Below are 16946 nucleotides of genomic sequence, written 5' to 3'. Positions count from 1 at the left end.
AAAATGGCTGGAGATTTAATGCGTGATGAAGGTATTGGCGTTCGTTTTGAAGCTGATCTTGCACCTTTAATTAAAGCTAATGAACTAACCGATAAGCTGGTTGATAAATGGGCGATTGTCAATAAACAGCTTGCTAAAACTGGAGATACTACCGGTTTAAGCCGTGGAATGGCTCAAGCTAATACCGAGATCAAGCGCACCGGTGATTTAGCTGATCGTAATTACAGCCAAATGAATCGTTCGATCAATCAAAGCATTGATTCGGTGAACCGGCTTGGTGATGCTACCAAGCGCACCGGCAACGAGGGGAGTAACTCTCTGAACATTGCTGCTAAACACACCAAGCTTTTAGGTCGGGCCGCTGATTCAACCAAGGAAAAAGTGTCCGGCATGTGGAATAGAGCGACTAATAGCGAAGCTACTCAAAAGACGAATGACAACCTTAATAAGGTTGATGAACATCTGTCACGGGTTGGCAATTCAGCTAACAAGTCAGGGAATAAAGTTTCAGAATCCCAACGACGCACGCGCAGTGAAACCGACAAAACCACAACCAGTTTTGGGCGTTTAAAGGACGCTGGTAGTCGGCTCACCAATATGGGTAACACGATTGCAATGGCAATGATTCCCGTTGCGGCAGCCTTCAAGAAATCGGCGGACGAAGCAACCGAACTAGAGAACCGATACAAGACCATTCAAAACTTGCTGCATACCGGTGGTGAGTCGGCTTCTGCTTCCAAAGCTCAAACTCGGGCAATGGAAAAAGAAAACAACCAATTTGCTTTGCAATATGGGGTTTCACCGACGGCAATGGCCAAAGGTGGCGAAGAACTCATTCGGCGTGGCTATTCGGGGAATCAAGAATTAGCTTCGCATAAATACTTTCTTCAAGCCGCCCGAGCTTCTGGTGATCCGTACAGTGCGGTAGTTGGCTATGGTGCACCGGCCCTCGAACAGTTTGGCTACAAAAAAGCCGCCGGCAGTTCTCGAAAGAAAATGGCCAACTATTCGAAACTCGTGCTTAATCAAATGGCCTACGGGGCTGACCTATCGGCCACTGATTTTAGTGGCATTGGTAATGCATTACGGTATGCCGGTGCAACTGCTCATAGTGGTAACCAATCTTTATCCGGAACGATTGCTGATATCGGTGTGCTTTCTAACAATGGTATGGACGGATCTGTTGCCGGGACTGGTTTACGTAAAGATATTAACTCTTTATTGTCTCCAAGCAAGGGGCCGATGGGTCAAGGCGAAGCCGCACTTAATTCGATTGGTTTGCATGATAAAGATCTGCGAGATTCAAAAAACAATTTAATGTCTTTGGACAATATTTTTCAGCTGTTAAATCGGCATATGAGAGGTATGACGGATACTCAGAAAGCGGCTGTTTTCCATGGGTTGTTTGGGGCAACTGGGCAAGAGTCGGCTTTGATTTTGTCTAAAAACGTTGATCAGATGGAGTCGTTGAATAAGCAAGTTGCCCAAGCACCCAAGTACGGCAAAAATGGTTACATTGCTGATCTGGCCAAGAAGAATATGTCTTCCTGGCAAAATCAAATTGACGTTTTTAAGCAGCATTTGAACGTCATGGGGTTAGATTTCACGAAGACCGTTCTGCCTGGTATTACTCAAGTTCTTAAGATTGGCAACAAGATACTTGGCGATTTAATTGCCATGCCGAAGCCGCTTAAAACGGTCGCTGGTTATGCAACTGCTATCGCCGCAGCTGCCGGTACTGCCTATGTTAGCTATAAGATGTTAGGCAAAGCCGCCGCTGCACTTAGCGATAGTCATGGCATGGGCAACATGAAAATGGGAAATTCCAAGGCTAATGTTGCCGAAGATGTTGCAATGAATTCGATGAACATGCCTTCAGAAAAGGGTACTAAATCGCGACATTCGCTTAAGGGACTTTTTCGAAGTGGTTTATTTGGCAATGCGGCGTCTAATGTAGAAAAATCAGCTCCTAAAATAGCTGAGGGCGGTCGAATGTCTAAGCTACTTTCTGGAGCTAAAATGGTTGGATCTAAAATACCTTGGTTGGATGTCGCACTAACTTCAACAACCTTAATGGGAATGAATAAGCACAATGCTGGATCTAAAATCGGAAATTTTGGCGGCACATTGGTCGGTATGGAAGGTGGTGCCGCATTAGGTAGTTTCTTAGGACCTGCCGGTACCTTTATAGGCGGAAGCTTAGGAGCGGCCGCTGGTTCGTGGTTAGGCTCCAAAACTGGAAAACAAATTCAGAAGAGCCTTTCGCCTCAAACCAATCGTGCTAGTGAATCTCCAAAACGGACTAATCGTCGTGCATATAATCCACTTAACAGTTTGCCTAAGGATGCTCAGTTAACTACCAAAAAAGCCCTCGGATATGTCGAGAAAGCGAATAAGGGATGGATTAAGACTAATTACGATACTTGGGCAAAATCCAAACACTTATCTGCTGACTATCAAAGCCAAAATCTGATTTACGATAAACTTGGAAAGAATCTTGATCGCTTTGTAAATCGGCAACAGTCAAGTAGTAATAAGTCGATTAGTTATTTACAAAAGATTGGAGCTATTCATGCTGCGACAGCTCAAAAGTCTTATAACGAAGAAGCCCATTGGGGAAACAGCCGAAAGCAAGTAATTAATCATGATTTACAAGCTATTAAGACTGATGAACAAAACGGTGGCCGTAATCGAGCAGCCTTAGTCGCCCGATTGGACTCAGATATTGTAAAGATCACAAGCAAAGGCTCCAACAAGCAGCGACAAATTTACCAGAAACTGCAAAATAGCACAAGCAATCTTTCTTATGGTCAGTATCGATCGGTTCTTAAGTATAGTAATCGAGCGGAAAGAGCGACACTCGCATCAGCACGGAAGTCGTACAACGGACAAGTTTCAACTGCTGAAGCAACTTATCGGTATACATTAAAGTCTGCTAAACAAGTCTATGGTGTTCACTCAAGCGAATATCAGTCAGTTAAGAAATTTGCTCAACGTCAGTATGATAAGGCAACCACTGCTGCTGAAAAACAGTATGAAGGGACAAAACACTGGGCTGAACAGCAACGCAAAAAGGTTGTAAATCAGGCTAAGTTACAAGCGACAGAAGTTGCTAACTCATTACTAACCGCAACTGGTAAGTTGGGCGGTCAACTCGGCCGGATCCTTTCTGAAAATGCACTCGCTGGGATAGTAACTCCATCAACTAAGCAAAAAAAGAATGGATTAACCAATACCATTGCTCGTAATAATCGTGGTAATCGTAATGCAAAGACAGCCAATGAAGCAACACTACCTGGACTGCCAACTTATAGTCCAGGGGCTATAACTAATAGCCGACATTTAACTGCGGCGGATCGGAAGGTCCAAAGACGAGCCAATTCGGTTGGCATTCAAACCTTACCCGGCCATGCACTTGGTGGCAAGATTAACCGTGCCCAAACTGCTCTGGTTGGTGAAGGTGGACTAGAACTTGCTTACACGGTTCGTGGTCGAAAAGCTCGCTTATTAGGTGTTAATGGACCACAACTGGCTCATTTAAAGCCTGGAGAGCATATTTTGAACGCCCAAGCTACTAAACGGGTTTTGGCTGGCGATTATGGACAATCATTACCGGGATATGCTAATGGTACGAATAAACTGGGTACTTCTGGTGCAACTGGCTCATTGGACAAGCTAAGTAAAAAATCCAAGAGCGCCTGGGAGAAAACCTATTCCGACACATCTAAATCAACCAAGAAGATCAAGAAAAATACGATTGATGATTATGACGCTACTCAGAAGGGTAGCGTTATTCAGTTGTCGCAATTTTCCAAACAGAACCGATCTCAATGGTCAAACATCTATAACAAGACTGGCGACTACACGGACAACATTCGTAAGAGTTCAGTTAAAGACTTTGACAGCATGCAAAAGGGCGTTCAAGGTCAGATGAATCAAGTTCGCAAGGGTGTAACCAATGCGGCTGACGATACAGCAACCGGATTCGGTCATGCCCTTGGTCGCATGGACAATTATGCGCATAAAGCAATGTCCGACACGATTAATCAATTGAATAACGGGATTAAAGGTATCGATAAGTCACTGGGACAATTCGGTGGCAATAATTCCGTTATCAATCCGATTCATTATGCTCAGGGCTCGAACGGCCAATTAAGCGAAGATCAAATTGCTATGGTTAACGATGCCGAGTCTGGACCACGTCAAGAAGGTATCATTCGTGGTAATAGTCTATACGCACCGCAGGGTAAGAATCGTGTGATTGGGCTACAGCGTGGGGATGCTGTTCTGAATGGTACACAAATGCAACGTCTATCGCAGGCTCGTGGTATCACTCACTATGCCAAAGGTTCAGGCGTATCTAATGCATTCCTTAAGAAGCTGATTAACTCAAGTGCCAAAGACCCTAGCGGTTGGCTCAAGAAAAACATGACCGTTAACATTAAGCTGCATGGGACAGACTTATCAAAGGGCGCTACCAACACGACTAAGGGTGCGTATGGAAAATATGGTAACCCATGGGCTGATGAAGTTTGGAAACAAATGAAAGATGCTCGTAATGGTGGTGGAAGCGGTGCCGGTGGTAACTGGGCACATAATCCCGGTTCTGGATTCTCTGTAACGTCTGGATTTGGCTATCGTGGTGCTACTCCTGGCGGCCTTGCAATTCATGATGGTGTCGATTTCTCCGGCGGACGCGTTGTTCATGCTGTTCATGGTGGTAAAGTCATTCGAGAAGGTGGTGCTCCATCGGGTTGGGGTGGAGTTAACGGTATTGGTGAAAGTTTAGTTACCAGATCAAGTGATGGCTACTATGTTATTTACCAGGAATTTAATGGTAAAAACAATTCTGGCGCCCCTCTGTATGCCAAGATGGGTCAAAATGTTCAAACTGGTCAGAAAATTGCTGCACTTGGTTCTTCCGGTACTCATGTCCATATTGGTGTTTCTAAGAGTAATCCATTTTCAAACAATCCGGATTCAACTCATGGCTGGTTTGATATTACCAAGCTACGGGGTGGAAGTTCCAAAGGAAATAAGAAAACTAACACCAAGCATAGCAGTGCATTATCAAAGCTAGTTGCCAAAGAGCTCGCACCACAACTTAAATGGGTTGGTAATCATTTGCAAGAATCAACTGGAGGTAGTGCCGCCGGTGGGAGCGCTAAAGCAACAGGATCGCACCTTCATTGGTTAGAACAAGCCGGAATTCCTAAATCCTGGTATCCCGATATTATTAAGGTTATTAATCGAGAATCTCATTGGGATCCTAAAATTGCTAACTCTAGTACCGGAGCTTATGGAATTCCGCAAGCACTCCCAGGTACCAAAATGGCGTCATCTGGTTCAGATTGGCGATCAAACCCAATTACCCAACTGCGTTGGATGAAAGGATATATCAAAGGTCGTTATGGTAATGCCAAAAATGCCTGGAGTCATGAGACAAATGTTGGCTGGTACGCTAAAGGCGGTCTCCCTAAAACTAACCAAGCTTCAATTGTTGGCGAAAAAGGTGCCGAACTCTTCTTGCCGAACGTTTCTGGTAGAGTATTTACAGCCAAAGATACTGCGGTGATGGCAACTAACATGATGAAGGCTTCTTTAAGCGTTGGCAAAATGCTGAGAGAACTCGAACGAGTTATCAAGAAGCCGGCTGTTTCGGCTTCTAGTTATCGTCACGTTGCTAAAACTGAACCAACTGTCCATATTGAAACGCATGATAAATTTGAGTTTAATATTGGTAGTGGTGTTGAATTAAATCAAAGAACAATCGACAAGATGATTAAACAGGCTCTCAAAGGCGAACGACAGAATATGGCTCGCCAAATTATCGAACAGTTTGGAGGTACTAAATGATGGTTGCTAAAACCACGTATTTGAATACCAAACAATTAAAGAGTGCAATTAAAAGCAATAGTCTGCGCGCTCAACATGAGGGGAATCGTTCCTATCTCATTGGCGTACAGACCAAAGTTCTACAAGCTAAGTATGATAAGGCTTCCGGTAGCGATAAAGCGACACTGGGGCGGATGATTGAGACCTATAAAGGTTCACAGAAAGCTCATATTGCGGCGCATAAAAAATATGCTGCCAAAGTTAAAGCTGAAAAAGCAACTCTGGCGAAACGTTCTACTGCTGCCAAAGTTCAGGCAAATAAGAACAAGATAGCTGGTAAGATTGCTAACAACAAGCCAAAATTTAATACAGGCCATATGATGCTTTATCGTACCGATGGCCATAGTAGTGCGATTGTGTTCATGTCGTCAGTGCCAGAATCCGAAGATAATACAGTGCAAGTTACACCGAACGCCTTACCCAAAGGTGAACCGACTGCCACCCATTCACAGCAAACCGAGAAAGATATCTCGATTACTGCCCGAATTATGGGGACAGACGCACAGCAACGAACGGCTTTTAACCAACTATTGAAGTGGAAAGCTGAAGGCTGTGAAATGACCTATAAAGGACGCATCTACTACAAGCATTGCTTGTTTACAGCGCTTCACCGTGAGTACAACAAGGATGAGACGGCTCTAACCATTACGTTTGGCTTGCAGTTTATTGACTGGTCTGAGTTAAAAACCAGTGGTAAAAGTGCCAGCAGTGGCACTAAGAGCAAGACGCATAACAAGTCGACAGCTAAGAAGTATGTCACGACTAAACTTGGGACAACTTATGCTAGTTTGGCAGATGATTACAACACAACAATCGCTAAACTGATTTCGATGGATTCTTATAAATCGGCAGTTAATATATTACCGTACGGTGTAAAAATTAGAGTTTCCTAGGAGGTGGTTAGATGGCGTTATTAGATACCTTAGATGTTGGTGAGGATGATTATGGCAATCTGTTTGATGTTGTTCTTGGCGGACGTGCCTATCGCATGGAGATAGATTTAAACAAGTTTGCCAACTTTTTGACAGCCAGTTTGTGGGATGCTGAGGGCAACGCCTTAGTTAATGGTGAGAAGCTCGTAATTAATCAGCGCTTGTTTGCTTCTCTTAATTCCAACGACTATCCGATTGAAGACCTGGTACCAATGGACGAATCGGGGCAAGAGACAGAGGTTAACGGTGATAATTTTGGCGATACGGTTAAACTAACATTTGATGATCGACCAGCTAACGGTGCTGGATTTGATACGCCGGTTGCTGAGACTAACGAAACAAGTAATACTGACACAGACGACGATACCGATATTGATTTAGAGAGTGATAGTGATGAGTAACTTACTACGTTTTCCGGTACTGTACTGCACAATAAAAACAACTGATGGCAAAACGCTAGAATTAGAAAACAATTTGCGTCCCGGTTCAGACCTATTGTTTACGTTTGATATTAACTTTAATATGGATGCCACACCGCCGGAATCAGACGCATCGTTTATTAACACCAGTCAGAATATGAGGAACTATTTAAAAGCAAAAAATCAAATCGCTTTTTTTATTTCTTACGAAGCTTTCGGAAAAATGCTGATTGGTTCTGGCAAAATTAAGTCAGTTGACCCGATTCAGTACGATGGTGTAACAACGACCGTGCCAATTACTTTCTCCGCCGGTCAGGACTTTAGTAACATTTCTGCCAAGTCAATCCAAAAGGAAAAGACTAAGAAAGTCGGTCACTATAAAAGGGTTAAGGTCAATGTAAAAGGCAAAACGGTTAAGCGACGAATTCATTACTATTCCGATGAAGATGGTAAAAGAGTGGGCCATTACAAGGAAGGCCATGTTCACATTGCTGGTAAAACCAAAATTAAACGGACCCGTTATACCGTTAAGAAAAAGTTTTACAGTAACTTGTCTTTCAAAAAGGGCGTTAAGCCTTCGGTTGCGATTAAGAAGATTGCTAAGGAATCAGGCATAAAGATTTCATCCACGAAGTTAGCTGAGAATAAACCGTTTAAAAAAGGCTACACCGTTTCCGGTAAGCCATTAGACGCGATTAATAAATTGGTCAAACGATGCAAAAGTAAGATGTTTTACGATCGTGATCAGCTTAAGATTGATGATCTTAAAGAGAGCAAAAAAACTCATATTATTTTGGACTACTCGTCTGGATTATTAAGTGAACCATCCTATTCAGATGATTCCGACTCAGGCGAAGAGCTATATGAATCATCGTCTTATTTATTGCCACAAATCTCCGTACACAGTACGTACGAGGTTCGTGGCGATTTCATTAAGAAGACGCTGGTTGCTCAAAGTGGAACGTATAGTTTTGACGGCACACAGCCGACAATGACGGTTGATGGCGCTGTTGCTAAATGAGGTGTTTAAGTTGGCAAAGATTACAAATCCTTATAAAAAAGCTGCTCAAGCAATTGCCGAAGCGGCTTCCCGTGATAATCACAATTGCTTAGTCGGCAAAATCGTTAAGTATGACAAGGCCAAGCACATTGCTGACATCCAACCGCTTCCCGAAGACCTTTCTGGTGACAAAATGGGAATTATTAATAATGTTGAAGTTCCATTTAGCGTTTACTGGATTGATGAGATGTGGGACCACATGGCGGATTATTTAACCCCAATTTGTCCGAGAGATGGAGCTGGCACAATGAAGATTACGCCACCGCCTAAACGGCTGGTACCGGGCACAGAAGTGACGATGGTGGTTCATGATTATTGTTTAGATGGCTATGAAGTTGGTAAGGGGTATTTTGGTCGTGAAGAAGATCCACGGGAACACGATTTAAATGATGCGATTGTTGTCGCGATTAATTCGGAGGTGAGCTGATGCGAGATTTAATGATTGAACCCGACGGCGATGTTGTTCAAGATGAGCTTTCTCACGATTTAGTAGAAGTTTCTGGTACTGACGAACTCATGCAATCCTGTGGCGAAGTTCTAGGCATTGAACAGGGCGAAATGGACGAGTTGGCACCGGATTGTGGGCTACCTTTGGATAACATTCTAGGAAAAGCCTATGATGATAATTACGCGGCTCAGGATATTTCTGATACTTTAATGAATCAGGAACCACGGGTTGATGCGGTTGACGGTGTTGATATTACACACGATCTGGCTAAACGAACCAGTGAAATTTTCGCTAATATCCATTCTTCCGATATTCAAAATTCTGGCAACCAGTATGATGATCAGGGAAATTTAAAGTTAACGGTAGGTGATAGCAGTGGCATTTGATGATACCGGCTACTATGTCGAGAGCTACAATGAAGAAGTTGATAAGCAAACCACCATTTTCAAGAAATTTTTAGGTGATGACATCAATGATGAACCGCAATCCACCTATGGACGACTGATTAGGTCGATTGCTTATAATAATTGGAAAGAGAACCAAAAACAGCAACAAGTTTGGCTAAATGCCTACGTGCAGTTTGCCAGCGGTGTTTCCCTCGATTATCTAGCTTATAATCGGGGGATTTTTCGTAACCAGTCCCAACAGGCGAATGCAACGGTAAATATTACGGGTACAAGTGCGGTTTTACTTGAAGGTGGGACTACCGAATTCATGACTGACGATGGCACTTATTTTGTGCTAGTTGAAGATACTGTACTTTCTGATGATGATGGCGATGGCACGTTTACAGCTACCGCATCGGTGGTTTCAGAAGATTATTCGAGTGATACCAATGTGCAAGCCCATACGATAACCGAGTTTGCGACGCCGGTTGATGGCGTTGATACCGTAGATAATCCACAACCGGCTGTGGGGGGTGCAGATGAAGAAACGGATGATTCACTACGCCAACGGATTCTAGAAACCAACGTTGCTAACATTGGCTCAACAATTGACGGTATCTATACCGCTTTGGATAGTGTGAACGGGATTCGAGACAAGTACATTGATAATAATACTAGCGGCGTGACAGATGCTAATGGGACACCAGCACATGCCCTTCAAATTGTTGTCTATGGTGGAACTGATCAGGACATTGCCAATGCAGTGCGGAAAGCCAAAGGCGCCGGTACTCAAACATTCGGCAGCTTATCAGCAGTTGCCTACGATATTGCGGGCACACCCGAAACGATCTATTTTAATCGAGCAACAGAAGTTCCGATTTACTTCGCAATTACCGTTAAGGCGAATAGTAACTGGAATGCCGATAGTGGTACCGACGATGTACTAAATGCCTTACAGAATTATGTCAATAACCTACACATGGGACGGCCAGTTTACATCAGTGCAGTATACGGCGCACTAGCTCAAGTTCAAGGCATTGATTCATTTGTTGTTCAAATGGGCTTGGATAAAACCAAGTTAGCAGCTACTGATGTCACTTTAGGCATCACACAAGCACCAGTGGTTAATGCTGATGAGATTGAGGTGACGACAACCAATGGCTGATATCAAACATGATGATAACCTGATTGAAATGGACGATACACCAACATTAATGAGCAAAATGAGTCGTCTGACCAATCAACAATATGATAGTCGATTCTATAAAATTATGAATGCAATTCTGCAGCGCTCGAATGATTTCGATACCGCGTTGGAAAAAATGAATATCTTTCATTCGTTGGAGTATTTGACGGGTAAATCATTAGACTATTTTGGCGAACAGTTTAATGTTTACCGAGCTGGGGCGAACGATGACTTCTACAAATTTAAAATTCGAGCAGCAATGGTAGCGGCGACGGCTGACGGAACGACAGATTCTATCATTAAAGCAGTTGCTTATATCTTAGATTGTCAGTATTCGGATGTTCGAATTATTCAACCATGGCAAACTGGTGGTGAAGCGCGAACAATTACCATTACAGGATTACCATTTCAATACGCCAGTGATCCGGATGCCGTTCGGTTCCTGACAGAGCAACTGGCAAGGTCAGTGGAAGCGACAATTCGAATTAATGGAACTGAATTTAGTCAAATTGATGAACAAAGCCTATATGTTGGAAATGTGGCAGTGACTCAAAGCCGTTTTATTATACAGAATCGAGGGATTAACTAATGCCAGCAACTTGGGGTAAAAATACATTAACCAATCAAGCATTAACCATGATGAACCAAGCTTTAGGAATCAGCGCAATTACCTTTACTAAAGCAGTGACGATTACCGATGATATTACCGGTGATTCGGTTTCACAATTACAAGCATTAACTAGTGTTAACTATAAGCAATCGCGAACACCTAAAGCCATTGCAACACAAGACAACAAGTCTCGGCTAGGAGTGACCATTGATAACAGTGATGTGAATGAAGACTATATTTACTATGGTGTCGGCCTCTATGCCAAACAAAATTCAACCAATCAAGAGGTATTATTCAGTGTTATTCCATTAACTGCCGGAGCGACAATGATTGCTAAAGAAAATAATGCGACAACAGCTTCGATTTATCTGGATCTATATACTGACATCGTTCGTGGTACCCAAGTAACCATTATGGTTTCAAACAGTGGTACCCTGTCCCGTGAAGATGTTCAACAGATGATTTCTGAGTCGATAGGAAATGCGTTAAATTATCCAAATGAGACAGCTTCGATAGGTACTGATTTCAATGCCATTTTAGATATCAGCATTACCAGAATTATCAACGATACCACAGTGGTAAATGCTCCAAGTGGTTTTTCGGGAATTGGTTATTTGACCACGATTGGTAGTGGAGATAAGACGGTGCCAATCATGCAAACTTTAGATGACACAATTAACAACATTCGATCAACTCGCTATTTCAATTCTACAACCAATGTTTGGAGTGAGTGGAATGCTTACGCCAAGACAATCGATGTTAATCAGCAACTAGATAAAAAAGTAAATGTTAATGATACTGTCAACTGGCAAAAACAGAAAATAACAGCAGATGATGGGAGTGTTCTAGTGAATGTCCCTTCGGGTGATCTATCGAATGTTATCAGTAATTTAACTATTGGATTCTATACATTGTATTGTGCAACTGCCGTAATCAATAGTCCCAGCATTAAAGCATTACGAGGATTTATCCATATTACTTGGTATGGATCCGCTGGGCACAATGTCGGTGGTGGGACGTTGATTGATGAGGACGGAATTGCATATACGGTCACTGCAGTACAAGGAGTTGTGGCTTATAAATCCTTAGCTGATGATTTAAAAGTTGCCCATCTATCCGGTGCAAACAACTTCGAAACTGTTCCAACTGTTGATAAGAACCCATTGCTACTTGCGAATAGTCTGCCATCTGATCTTGCACGAACGGGGCAAGATACTAACTTCACCGGTAAGCTTCAAAAGTCTGGAATTGATGTCGCTACTGTTAATCAGTTGCCGGTTGCTGATGATAGTGGTTGGGTAGCCTTTCCTAGCAATTCAAATTTATATCTGAATGCTTACTACAAAATATTCAATGGTGTCCTTTACACAATGGGGACTGCTGAACCTAAAAACACTAATGGTACTACGGAAAAAATAATAAACGTGCAATCAATTATTAGTTATAGGGGCTACAATTCTCTTTCTAATGATATTCAATATCATCAAAATTATCAGAACTCTAACGGTAGTGAATACTATTTAGATTTTAATAATTCTTATAGTGAAGAAATTACCGTGGGATTTGGAGCTGGTGTAGATGATGTCATAGGTATTAATTTAACAATTCCAATTCATGAGAAGTAATTTGTGTCACATTTCCGAGATGGTGTTACAATTCATTTGTGTGGGTAATAGTTTCTAAATACTGCTACCCACCAAATGCATTGCGAGATATATTTCGTTCGAGGTATATTTCCCCCAATTATGATTATTCATATACCCCATATATGAATTGGGCACCTATTTCCTCAGAATAGGTGCTTTTTGTTTACATTTATTAAAATTGTTGTAGAATGATTTCTATAATCAGTATTGATTAGGTTAACTAAACCATAGTATTTGAAGATGGTACCCCCTTTTTGATATTACCTTATTTACAGCTAGTTAACTGGTACTGATTCTTAGCACCTACTGAAAAGTAGGTGCTTATTATGTCCATAAAAAACGGCTTTCAATTTATTTAGAATGAACTATAATTAATTTTGATAAGTGGTGCGGAAAAACTACTTGTCAAAATTTGGATGTAAGCTGATTCCTGAGACAACTTTTAAGAGAGCGTATAATGAATAAATCGTCTCTCAAAAGGAAGGAATTTTTACATGCCAACTCGTTACGACAAAGAATTCAAACAAAACATCATCAACCTATATAAACAAGGCGAATCAGCCGCCCAACTGGCCAGAGAATATGGCATTGGCTATTCAACCGTTCATAAGTGGATCCAGGGCCAAGCCAAAACTCAATCCGGTAAATCGCCAGACGAAATTAAAGCGATGGAAAAGCGGCTGGCTTCCCTGTCTGAGGAGAACGAAATCCTAAAAAAAGCCCTGGGCTTCCTTGCGCAGAAGTAACCAATATTTTTGATTACATTCACCAAGAAAGCCATCACCACCAGGTAACTAAGATGTGCCGAATCCTCGGTGTTTCCAGAGCTCAGTATTATCGTTATCGATCCCCAAAGCCTTCAAAACGCCGGGCCGAAGATGCGGACTTAAAACAACGGATTCTGCGGATCTTTGCGGAATTCAAGCAGCGATACGGTGTTATGAAGATCCACCATGAATTGAATCTGGAACTTCAACCACTGCAGCGTCGGTGCAGCCCAAGACGGATTTCCCGGCTCATGAAGGAACTGGATATCCACTCCGTTACCGTCAATAAATGGAAAGCGGCTTCGGCTTCCAAAACCAAGGTTGAACAGCGTCCCAACTTGCTTAAGCAGGATTTCTCGACCACTGGTTTAAATCAAAAATGGACCGCTGATATGACCTATATTCAAACGAAGCGTAATGGCTGGTGTTACTTATCAACCATCATGGATCTGCACTCAAGACGAATTATCGGCTATTCATTCTCAAAAAAGATGGCTACTGATTTAGGCTTAAAGACCCTGGAAAGCGCGGTTAAAAATCGAACCATTACTGGGGACCTGATTATCCACACAGACTTAGGATCACAGTACACCAGCGATGATTACAACCAACGGTTAACAGAACTACATATCCGCCACTCTTACAGCCGTAAGGGGTGTCCATACGATAATGCACCAATGGAATCTTTTCATGCTTCCCTCAAAAAGGAATGTGTTTATCCAGTGCCGGTCTTTGAGAATTATGAAACTGCCGCTGCTGTCCTTTTTGAATATGTGCATGCTTTCTACAATAGGAAGAGAATTCATAGTTCACTGGGCTACCAGACCCCCTTACAAGTTGAAGTCGCAACACTTACGAGCCAAATGGCCGCCTGATTTAATGCTTTCCATGGTTCAAATAAGTTATTAATCACGATTAATGATTTATTTGAGCTGTGGCAGGTAAACGCGGTTCTGAATGTCTCTTAAAACCTGTCTCAAATATTGACTTCAATCCAGTGGGCTCTGTTTTTTATTGTGCTATAATTCAGGTATGAATAGTACTCTTCATGATACTATTCATACCCCTGATAGTAACTCTTTCATTAGAGTATTGATCTATCGTTTTGTGATTCATATACCCCCATATGTGAATTTAGTACTCATCTTGTAGATGGGTACTTTTTATTCCAGTCGTCAAGAATTTTTCAAAAAATTAGATTCCATACTCAAAAAACGTGCTATACTTTCCATATGGTTAGTGTAACCCCCTATACTTACCTAACCATAGCTCCTCAAGAAGTATTCCTCAATAAATAGGAATCAACCAAAGACACCTAGTTATAATTAGGTGTCTTTGGTTTACAAATCAGGAAGTTAGGTTAAAATAAGATGTAGGTTAGTCTTTACACAGCTAATCTCATTTAATGGGATAGATGATTTGCTCCCGGGCATTTCATGTTTATTCCGTAATTTGTATACCTCGATACGATAAAGACATCCATCAATGATGGGTGTTTTTATTTCACTTAGGAAGTTTACAAATTGAAAATAGTGGCTATAATGCAGTTAAGAGCTCATAAACTATGATCTCTTAGATTATTATAAACACTAATACAGAAGTACTTGCTGAAGGGCGAGTGCTTTTTGTTTATATTTAATAATTTTGCTGTAAGATTAACTTAATCGGTGTGATTTATGTTAGACAACTAGCTTATTCTAAACCTCTCCATTCACGGGACTTAGTAAGCACCGATTAAACATCTACTCGTCTCTGACCAATGAGTAGATGTTTTTATTAACAAATTAAAAAAATGAGGTATAATATTTATCGAGGTCAAACTTTTTTAATTTGACCCCCCCTGGAAGACATTGGTTGATGCATTCGAGATCAATTTCATAATGATTATGTATCCCCGTGCATGATCTAAGCATCTTAAGCATCTGTTAGTAATAGCAGGTGTTTTTATCATGCAATCAAAAATGATTATTCTAATTTAACCTAAAATAGGTTATAATTATTTTGATCAGTTGGATTGCTGATTAAGTTTTCATGATTTTCAAAACAACTTATTATTAGTTACGGTGTTTACGCATTTAGATGCTAAACACTATTATAACTGGTGGTAAGTTTTTATTTTGCTTATAATTAAGAACCAACATCCACATTGTTATTTTAATAATAAGTGGTGAATTTGTTACTAAATTGAATCTACTAATAAAAAATGGTGTATAATCACATCAAGGCTAATCGTTAGCGCTGTTAGTCTTGGTATTCTCACTTGGACATTTTGTACAAGTTATGCATCCAATACAGGGTTTAAGCATCTACCAACAAGGGTAGGTGCTTTTTCTTTACTCAAAATTAAGGAGGAACCATTATGTTTACACATATTTTAGATGTTTTTAATTCTTTGAAGGCAACCGGCGTGGTTGCCTTTTTTGTTGCCGTCATTCCTGTAGTTTACAAGCTTATTAATCCGTACTTGCAAAAAAAGATTGCGACTGAAAAAAACGTTCATGCCCAGCAAGCGTTAGAATTGGGATTGAAACTGGCTAATGTGATTGTGCCAGAATTAGCCGTTTTGGCAGCCTTGAGTAAATCTGATCGGAAGAAAGAGGCTATGCGTTTTGTTAACGACCAGCTAAAAGCCAACGGCCTTGACCTTGATTACCAAGTGATTGCCGGTTTAGTCGAAAAAGCTTATCAAGCTTACAAAGCGACAGGAGCTGATAATCATTTTGCCCCTGTAACACCAGCTCCCACAGAATCTGTAATGAATACTCAATCACCTAATTTGGTGAACACTAACGTAGAAAACGTTTCTCAAACGTCGCAATCAACAGAAAAGGGTGGTGCAAATGCCTAAATTAGTTGCCGATGTGGCTGTTTATCAAAGCAAGTCAAAAGCTTTTTTTGAGAACCTCAAACGATATGGAATTGATTCAGTTATGGTTAAGCTAACCGAAGGAACGATTTATGTGAATGCCAGTGCTGGTGAACAGGTATCAAATGCTTATCAAGTATTTGGCACCGTGGGCGCTTATCATTTCTTTCACGGAAATGGGTTGGCCGAGGCTAAGTACTTTTTGGCTTGGGTTAAAAAGTACGGGCTGGATAAATCAACGGTGTTAGCGATCGATGTGGAAGCTCAAGATTTACCGGCCAGTACGACGTCCCAAGTAAATATCTTTTTAAAGTATTTAAAATCTCAAGGGTATTCTAATGTGATTACCTATGGAAGTGGTTCCTGGTTTAAGTACGGTCGGATTAATCGTGTAGCTTTAGTTGATCAGCGAATTTGGGTAGCAGCGTATGGGGTTAACCAACCAGGCATTGATAATGCTAATGCCTGGCAGTATACCGATAACTTTAGGGGATTACATGTGGATGCCAGTTATGATTTTGACGGGTCCCTGTCGGGAATCAAAACTAATTCAATTGTCAAAACACAGCCTAACTACTATCAAACTACTGCTTTGAGCTTATATGAGGTAATTGTGCCCCAAATTAATGTTTATAAGAGGCTCAAGTTCAATAAAACCAACAAGAGTGACATCAGTTATCTGAAACTTGAAAGTATGAAGACAGACTGATCCCTTGGTATCACAGGGCATA

The 16946-nt window shown here is 41.5% G+C and carries 13 protein-coding genes; all 13 read left to right on the top strand.

Features of this window, described 5'->3' with window-relative positions; genetic code table 11:
* The first annotated feature begins 3 nt into the window (after positions 1-3).
* The 13 genes from FC85_RS04115 (at position 4) to FC85_RS04055 (ending at position 16924) form a co-directional block, all read left to right on the top strand.
* Positions 4-5856 (top strand): phage tail tape measure protein, encoded by a 5853-nt coding sequence (locus FC85_RS04115; protein ID WP_057864289.1) that lies wholly within the window; start codon positions 4-6, stop codon positions 5854-5856.
* Positions 5853-6788, top strand: a complete 936-nt coding sequence (locus FC85_RS04110) for a phage baseplate protein (protein ID WP_057864288.1) — start codon at positions 5853-5855, stop codon at positions 6786-6788. The genes FC85_RS04115 and FC85_RS04110 overlap by 4 nt, the downstream gene beginning before the upstream one ends.
* Positions 6789-6799: 11 nt before the next feature.
* Positions 6800-7228 (top strand): phage baseplate plug family protein, encoded by a 429-nt coding sequence (locus FC85_RS04105; protein ID WP_057864287.1) that lies wholly within the window; start codon positions 6800-6802, stop codon positions 7226-7228.
* On the top strand, positions 7221-8267 hold the full coding sequence (locus FC85_RS04100) for a hypothetical protein (RefSeq protein ID WP_057864286.1): 1047 nt from the start codon (positions 7221-7223) through the stop codon (positions 8265-8267). Before FC85_RS04105 ends, FC85_RS04100 begins: the two co-directional genes overlap by 8 nt.
* A gap of 10 nt (positions 8268-8277) precedes the next feature.
* Positions 8278-8733 carry a hypothetical protein gene (locus FC85_RS04095; protein WP_057864285.1) on the top strand — a complete coding sequence of 152 codons (456 nt, stop codon included), beginning with the start codon at positions 8278-8280 and terminating at the stop codon, positions 8731-8733.
* Complete coding sequence (locus FC85_RS04090) at positions 8733-9140, top strand: hypothetical protein (protein WP_057864284.1); 408 nt, start codon at positions 8733-8735, stop codon at positions 9138-9140. Before FC85_RS04095 ends, FC85_RS04090 begins: the two co-directional genes overlap by 1 nt.
* Entirely contained in the window at positions 9130-10305 is a 1176-nt protein-coding gene (locus FC85_RS04085) for a baseplate J/gp47 family protein (RefSeq protein ID WP_057864283.1), read from the top strand. The genes FC85_RS04090 and FC85_RS04085 overlap by 11 nt, the downstream gene beginning before the upstream one ends.
* Positions 10298-10915, top strand: coding sequence for a hypothetical protein (locus FC85_RS04080; RefSeq protein ID WP_057864282.1), 618 nt, complete (start codon positions 10298-10300; stop codon positions 10913-10915). The genes FC85_RS04085 and FC85_RS04080 overlap by 8 nt, the downstream gene beginning before the upstream one ends.
* Complete coding sequence (locus FC85_RS15975) at positions 10915-12561, top strand: hypothetical protein (RefSeq protein ID WP_057864281.1); 1647 nt, start codon at positions 10915-10917, stop codon at positions 12559-12561. Before FC85_RS04080 ends, FC85_RS15975 begins: the two co-directional genes overlap by 1 nt.
* Positions 12562-13076: 515 nt before the next feature.
* Entirely contained in the window at positions 13077-13328 is a 252-nt protein-coding gene (locus FC85_RS04070; RefSeq protein ID WP_002816285.1) for an IS3 family transposase, read from the top strand.
* A 5-nt stretch (positions 13329-13333) separates the two neighbouring features.
* Positions 13334-14224 (top strand): IS3 family transposase, encoded by an 891-nt coding sequence (locus FC85_RS04065; RefSeq protein WP_338033339.1) that lies wholly within the window; start codon positions 13334-13336, stop codon positions 14222-14224.
* Positions 14225-15708: 1484 nt separating this feature from the next.
* A complete protein-coding gene (locus FC85_RS04060) occupies positions 15709-16197 on the top strand; it encodes a hypothetical protein (RefSeq protein ID WP_057864279.1) in 489 nt (162 codons plus the stop codon).
* Complete coding sequence (locus FC85_RS04055) at positions 16190-16924, top strand: GH25 family lysozyme (RefSeq protein WP_083484950.1); 735 nt, start codon at positions 16190-16192, stop codon at positions 16922-16924. Before FC85_RS04060 ends, FC85_RS04055 begins: the two co-directional genes overlap by 8 nt.
* Positions 16925-16946: the final 22 nt, after the last annotated feature.

Origin of the sequence: Lentilactobacillus diolivorans DSM 14421, assembly GCF_001434255.1 — a bacterium.
GTDB lineage: Bacteria > Bacillota > Bacilli > Lactobacillales > Lactobacillaceae > Lentilactobacillus > Lentilactobacillus diolivorans.
Note: the sequence above shows the minus strand (reverse complement) of the source record. Positions and strands in the feature narration are given on the sequence as shown.